This is a genomic window from Bizionia gelidisalsuginis, assembly GCF_008086185.1.
Classification (GTDB): Bacteria; Bacteroidota; Bacteroidia; order Flavobacteriales; family Flavobacteriaceae; genus Bizionia; species Bizionia saleffrena.
In genome coordinates this window covers 1-7,881 of sequence record NZ_VSKN01000041.1, presented here as the reverse complement: position 1 = coordinate 7,881, position 7,881 = coordinate 1, and the positions used below count along the sequence as shown (strand labels likewise).

Genomic DNA, 7,881 nt, shown 5'->3' with positions numbered 1-7,881 from the left:
CGGAAGGAAGCTTGGTAAAAGAAGGAGAGAAAATTGCTGTGTTAGAAAGCAGTAAGAATATAGAACTTTCCGTTTTTGCTCCAACTGAAGGAACTTTAAAATACGTAACACAAGAAGGGGCTATAATTTCAAGTAGGCCTGAAACGGGTTCGTACAACGCATCACTTTTAGCCGTTATTAATTTTCAAACACCACAACCGCTTTTGCATCCCAATGGAGAAATAAAGACCAACACGATTCCTTTTATCGTTATTTGGCTTATTTTGGGAAGTATTTTCTTTACCCTGCGCTTAAAATTTGTAAACATTCGTGGCTTTCGCCATTCTTTGGATTTGGCACGAGGTAAATATGACGATCCCGATGCCCCAGGAACTATAACACATTTTCAAGCTATGGCAACGGCAGTTTCTGCTACTGTTGGTTTAGGTAATATCGCTGGGGTAGCCGTGGCAATATCTCTGGGAGGAGCAGGGGCTACTTTTTGGATGTTTTTAGCCGGATTTTTCGGGATGTCTTTAAAGTTTGCTGAATGTACTTTGGGTGTAAAGTATCGATTTATTGATGATGAAGGGCGCATATTTGGTGGTCCGATGAATTACTTACGATATGGTCTTGAAAAACGCAACCTTAAGCGTTTGGGTAAATTTTTGGCCATTCTTTTTGCAGTTCTTGGGGTGGGCGCTTCTTTTGGTGGCGGTAATATGCTGCAGTCAAATCAGGCTTTTAAAATAGTGTCAGAGCAAATTCCGTTTTTACAAGGCCAAGGGTTTTGGTTCGGAATTGGTTTCGCTTTGCTAGTAGGTGCTGTAATTATCGGTGGTATTAATAGTATTGCCAAAGTGACTGCAAAGGTAGTTCCTGTTATGGCTATTTTATATGTTTTAGGTTGTTTAGTAGTGATAGGTTATCACATCGAATATATTGGTGGTGCTTTTCTAGCGATTTTTGATGGTGCTTTTTCTGCCGAAGCTTTAAAAGGGGGATTTATTGGAGTCTTGATTATAGGTCTGCAACGCGCCGCTTTTTCAAGTGAGGCAGGAGTAGGATCGGCAGCAATTGCCCATAGTGCGTCTAAAACTAATAATCCCATTGCCGATGGTTATGCGTCTTTAGTGGAACCTTTTATCGATACGATGTTAATTTGTACTATGACTGCACTAGTTTTAATATTTACGGGTATGCACGAAACTAGCAGCGGACTAGGTGGCGTCGAACTTACCGCAGATGCCTTTGGAAGTGTGGTATCTTGGTTTCCTTCCGTTTTGGCGGTTGCTGTGTTTTTGTTCGCCTTTTCCACAATGGTTTCTTGGTCTTATTACGGAATGCGATCTTGGACTTTTCTCTTTGGGAAAAGTAAAAAAGTCGAAGCGGTTTATAAAATTTTGTATTTAGGTTTTGTAGTCTTAGGTGCTTCAGTAAGTCTAGGAGCCGTATTAAGTTTCGCCGATATGATGATTCTTGCCATGTCTTTTCCAAATATAATAGGGTTGTATATTTTGGCTCCGGAAATTAACGCCGATATGAAAGTGTATTGGAAGAAATTAAAAGAGGGGAAATTGTATATCAACCCCAAATTTAGTAAAGCTAAAGATTAAGGTAAGGTAAAATATAATTAAGCGATCCAGCATAAAAAAATCTAATTACATAGAAAAATAGATAACGATATTTTACCGTTATCAGTTAAAGAGAATGCCGTTTTTAACTTAGGATCTATAGCTGTGCTTAAATTTATTTTAAACTAATTTATGGTAATCCCTTAATAACAATTAATTATCAATAAATTTCTGTGATCAAGTTGAACAACATATAAATTACTACAAAAACCAGTGTTGACTCAGTCTATAAAAAAATAAAGCAACAACAATAAACTACAATTAAAAGCTATCAATATTACACAATTAGTTTACTAGCTTTTGGTGTAGGTTTAGTTCCTTTCTTTAGGCGGTATTTGTGTGAAAACGGTAATCTGTAAAATCTTCTTCTTAGTGCGGGAACGACTGTTATAAAAACAGATAAATTGCTCTGTGATAGTGCAAACGTAAAAGAATCTATTTATGACTTTGGAATTGTTAATAAATTGAGATTGTTGTTACAAAAAGCTTTAAAAAAAGTAAAAGTGATGAAAATATCTTCTTATAAATAATAATAAGCGGTTATTTTATATGGTGTAAGGGATAAAATCGAATTAAAGATCTTATTTCAGCACGCTTTTTTGGTTAGTTGCGGTGATTCTTATTTTTAAACCATTATTTCTGATTAAGTTCGCAGTCTGTAAAGTGCCCTCATAAAAAAAATAAAGTATTTTCTGTAAAATAGACCAAGGAGAATATTTTATTCCATCGTTACATAAGCCCAAACCATTATGATAAAAAGAATATTATTCTTTATTACCTCTATTGCACTATTTTTATTTTCGAATGTAAGTTTTAGTCAAACACTTGAATTAGGTACACTTTCCTCTTTCGAGGCTTATACAGGGGCAGGAGCTATCACAAACGGTGGTGCCGTTACAGGTGACGCCGGAACAAATAATGGTGTAATTAGTGGAAGCGGATTTGGGGCAGAATATGACTATTCAATATACAATAATAATGCTGTAACCATTCAGGCAAGAATAGATTTGCTTAGGGTATATATACATCTTAGTGATGTCTTTGTTACAGAACCTGGGACGCATGCTCCAGCTTTTGGAGGCGGGGAAACCATAACTCCCGGCGTTTATTCCATAGGTGGTGCAGGATCTATAGGTGGAACTCTTACTCTAGATGGAGGAGGAGACCCTAATGCTTTTTTTATAATGAAATTTGAAGGCGCATTTTCTATAGGCGCTTCTTCAAATGTCATTTTAAGCGGCGGAACGCGTGCCGCTAATGTTTTTTGGATTGCTGAAGGGGCTATTCCAATTGGAGCAAATAGTAATGTAAAAGGAACGTTGTTCTCGCATCCTGGAGCTATTAGTCTTGGAACCGGTGTTACTGTAGAAGGGAGATTGCTCGCCTCAGAAGGAGCTATAACCATTGGGGCAGGAAGTGAAGCTAATATACCTGCTGGTCCTATAACAATTCCCATAAAATGCTTAGGTCTGTGTGCTCCTAATCCTGTTGTCGATGTTTTAGGAAGTCTTAAAAATTATGCGCTTTTTACCAGTGCTGGTGCCGTGGCAAATGCAGCAACCTCTGGTATTGTGGGTGATATAGGGACAAACACAGGCGCTATAAGTGGGTTTGCTACTTCAACTCATGTTGGATCTTTTTATACTCCAGGGGCGAAGACAGCACAAGCTGTAGAAGATTTAGATTATGCCTATAACCAACTTATTGATATACCAGTTACCGTTTCTGGACACACGCCAGCCTTTGGAAGTGGAGAGACGGTTAATTCTGGAGTCTATGATATTGGAGGCGCTGGGTCTTTGACAGGAACGATTACTTTAGATGGTCAGAATAATCCCGATGCATTATTTATTTTTAGGTTTGGTGGAGCCTTTTCAGTAACTGCGCAATCAAAAGTAATTTTGACAAATGGAGCGCGTCGTTGTAATGTTTTTTGGATTTCTGAAGGTGCCACTGATTTGGGGACGTTTACTTATATGAAAGGAACAATTCTTGCCCACGGAGGAGCTTGTTCCGCAGGGGCAAACAGCAATGTAGAGGGACGAATGCTTTCTACAGCTGGAGCAATTGGTTTTAGTACGGGGGTAATTTATAATGACACACTTTGCTTTGTTGAATCGGAGCCAGTTTCTGGTGGCAACCAAGAAGTATGTTCAGACGGAACACCGTCGCAAACCATTACTGCTACTGCTTCTAATCCTTCTTCAACAAATCAAACAATGGTTTGGTATGATGCGCCATCTGGAGGTACTGTTGTAAATACCCCATCTCAAGTTGGTATTGGAAGTGTAACTTATTACGCAGAGTCTTACAACGGAGCATACTCTAGTGAAACTAGGGCCGCTGTAACTTTAACTATATACGATTGCAGTATTGAGATAAATGCTGTAGTCGATTCATACACTGTAGTAGAAGTACATAATGTTGCAACGAATGTTGGTGTTGTAACGACAAATGACACTCTGGATGATGTTACTGTAACAGGAGCCAATACGAATGTTACACCAATTAGCGCAGGACCATTGAGTATTGGCGCGGAAGGAGTATTGATCTTAGAGGCCAACACTGCCCCAGGAACTTATAGCATTACGTATCAATTAAGCGAAGTAGGAATTCGCTCACCAAATTTCGATACAGCTACCGCTACAGTGCTAGTGACGATTATAGATGCCGTTATAGATACTACAGCGGCAGTAAATGGATTAACAGGAGGAGATACGTCTAGCTTAGGTATAAATGATACCCTAAATGGCGATCCTGTAGTTATAGGAACAGGTTTAGACAGTGTTACTCTAACAGGAGTAACAGTTCCAGCAGGATTTACTTTAAATAGTCATGGGACAGTGACTATTCCACCAAATACACCAGCAGGAGAGTATAATGTTGAATACAAAATATGTGATGTTAACAATCCAGCAAACTGCGATACAGTGCGCTCTATTATTGTGGTTTCAGCACCGGTTATAGATGCAGTAGAAGATACTACAGCCGCCGTAAATGGACTAACGGGAGGTGATACAACAGCTTTAACTTCAAATGATACCTTAAATGGAAATCCTCTAGTTATAGGGACAGCTCCAGGGAATGTTAGTCTAACAGGAGTAACAGTTCCATCGGAGTTTACATTAAATGGCGACGGAACAGTAACTATTCCACCAAATACGCCAGCAGGAGAGTATGGTGTTGAATACAAAATATGTGAGGTTAATAATCCAACAAACTGCGATACAGTAATCTCTACTGTTGTGGTTTTAGCTCCAGTTATAGATGCAGTGGTAGATACTATGTCTCCTGTAAATGGAACTACAGGAGGGAATACAACAGCCGTAACTTCAAATGACACCTTAAATGGAGATCCTGTAGTTATAGGGACAGCTCCAGGGAATGTTAGTCTAACAGGAGTTACAGTCCCATCGGGATTTACATTAAATACCGATGGAACTGTTGCGATTCCACCAAATACTCCAGCAGGAAATTATAACGTTGAATATCAAATATGTGAAGTTAATAATTCAACAAACTGCGATACGGCTAATATGTCTGTTAATGTGGTGTGCGAACAAATAGATACGCCAACAGTTTCCATTGACCAACCAACATGTGACACTAGTACAGGGACTATTACCGTAACAGCACCAACTGGTACAGGATTAACGTATAGTATCAACGGTTCTGCTTATCAAATAGGAAATACCTTTGCTAGTTTAGCTTCTGGTAATTATAATGTGACGGTTAAAAATGCTGCTGATTGTATTTCGAAAGCCTCAAGTGTAATCATCGCTAAACAACCCACAACGCCAGTACAACCCGAGATTAGTATTAACACACAGACAACGTGTACAACTACTACGGGAAGTTTTACAATAACTAATTATGAAGCGTCTTATGCTTATGTTGTAAGTCCATCTACAGAAGTAACAATTTCAGGAGACACCGTAACAGCGCCAGCAGGAACTTACACAATAACATCAACATTAGAAAGCTGTACTTCTGATGCTTCTGCAAGTGTAACGATCACTGAGCAACCTGGAACACCATCAGAACCAACCACAGAATGTTGGGAAACCGCAACGTTTAATAATGATAAGTGTAGTTGGGAGGTAACAGGAACACAACAATCAGAACCAACCACAGAATGTTATGAAACGGCAACGTTTAATGATACAATTTGTATTTGGGTTGTAACAGGAACACAAGCAGCAGAACCAATCACAGAATGTTATGAAACGGCAACGTTTAATAATGATACGTGTATTTGGGAGGTAACAGGAGATCAAGCAACTGAGCCAACCACAGAATGTTATGAAACGGCAACGTTTAATAATGATACGTGTAGTTGGGATGTAACAGGAGAACAAGCAACCGAGCCAACGACAGAATGTTATGAAACGGCAACGTTTAATGACTCTACTTGTAGTTGGGTTGTAACAGGAGAACAAGCAGCAGCACCAAACACAGAATGTTGGGAAACAGCGACGTTTAGTAATGATACGTGTAGTTGGGTTGTAACAGGAACACAATTAGCAGCACCAATCACAGAATGTTGGGAAACAGCGACGTTTAATGACTCTACGTGTACTTGGGAGGTAACAGGAGATCAAGCAACTGAGCCAACCACAGAATGTTATGAAACCGCAACGTTTAATAATGATACTTGTAGTTGGGTTGTAACAGGAGAACAATCAGCAGTACCAGCGACAGAATGTTGGGAAACGGCGACGTTTAATAATGATACTTGTAGTTGGGTTGTAACAGGAACACAAGAAGCAGAACCAATCACAGAATGTTATGAAACGGCAACGTTTAATACAGAAAGTTGTACTTGGGAGGTAACAGGAGATCAAGCAACCGAGCCAACAACAGAATGCTATGAAACGGCGACGTTTAATACAGAAAGTTGTACTTGGGAGGTAACAGGAGATCAAGCAACCGAGCCAACGACAGAATGTTATGAAACGGCAACGTTTAATAATGATACGTGTAGTTGGGTTGTAACAGGAGAACAATCAGCAGCACCAGCGACAGAATGTTGGGAAACAGCGACGTTTAATACAGAAAGTTGTACTTGGGAGGTAACAGGAGATCAAGCAACCGAGCCAACGACAGAATGTTGGGAAACAGCGACGTTTAATAATGATACTTGTAGTTGGGAGGTAACAGGAGAACAAGCAGCAGCACCAGCGACAGAATGTTGGGAAACGGCAACGTTTAATAATGATACGTGTCTTTGGGATGTAACAGGAGAACAAGCAGCAGCACCAGCGACAGAATGTTGGGAAACAGCGACGTTTAATACAGAAAGTTGTACTTGGGAGGTAACAGGAGAACAATCAGCAGCACCAACGACAGAATGTTATGAAACCGCAACGTTTAATAATGATACGTGTAGTTGGGTTGTAACAGGAACACAATCAGCAGAACCAATCACAGAATGTTGGGAAATTGCGACGTTTAATACAGAAAGTTGTACTTGGGATGTAACAGGAACACAAGCAGCAGCACCAACCACAGAATGTTATGAAACCGCAACGTTTAATAATGATACGTGTCTTTGGGATGTAACAGGAACACAAGCAGCAGCACCAGCGACAGAATGTTGGGAAACAGCGACGTTTAATAATGATACGTGTAGTTGGGAGGTAACAGGAGAACAAGCAACCGAGCCAACGACAGAATGTTGGGAAACAGCGACGTTTAATAATGATACGTGTATTTGGGAGGTAACAGGAGATCAAGCAACCGAGCCAAAAACAGAATGTTATGAAACCGCAACGTTTAATAATGATACGTGTAGTTGGGTTGTAACAGGAACACAAGAAGCAGCACCAGCGACAGAATGTTGGGAAACAGCGACGTTTAATACAGAAAGTTGTACTTGGGAGGTAACAGGAGATCAAGCAACCGAGCCAACGACAGAATGTTATGAAACGGCAACGTTTAATAATGATACTTGTAGTTGGGTTGTAACAGGAGAACAAGAAGCAAAACCAAAAACAGAATGTTATGAAACCGCAACGTTTAATAATGATACGTGTAGTTGGGTTGTAACAGGAACACAAGCAGCAGCACCAGCGACAGAATGTTGGGAAACAGCAACGTTTAATAATGATACTTGTAGTTGGGTTGTAACAGGAACACAATCAGCAGCACCAGCGACAGAATGTTGGGAAACAGCGACGTTTAATAATGATACGTGTAGTTGGGAGGTAACAGGAGAACAAGCAACCGAGCCAACGACAGAATGTTGGGAAACAGCGACGTTTAATAA

General features: G+C 40.0%; 2 protein-coding genes. Both read left to right on the top strand.

Annotated elements, in window-relative coordinates; all coding sequences use genetic code 11:
• The coding region (locus ES677_RS14640; protein ID WP_148381648.1) for an amino acid carrier protein at positions 1-1,595 on the top strand (1,595 nt) is incomplete at its 5' end.
• 767 nt (positions 1,596-2,362) lie between these two features.
• Positions 2,363-7,881: ice-binding family protein (locus ES677_RS14635; protein WP_148381647.1), on the top strand; the 5,519-nt coding region annotated here is incomplete at its 3' end.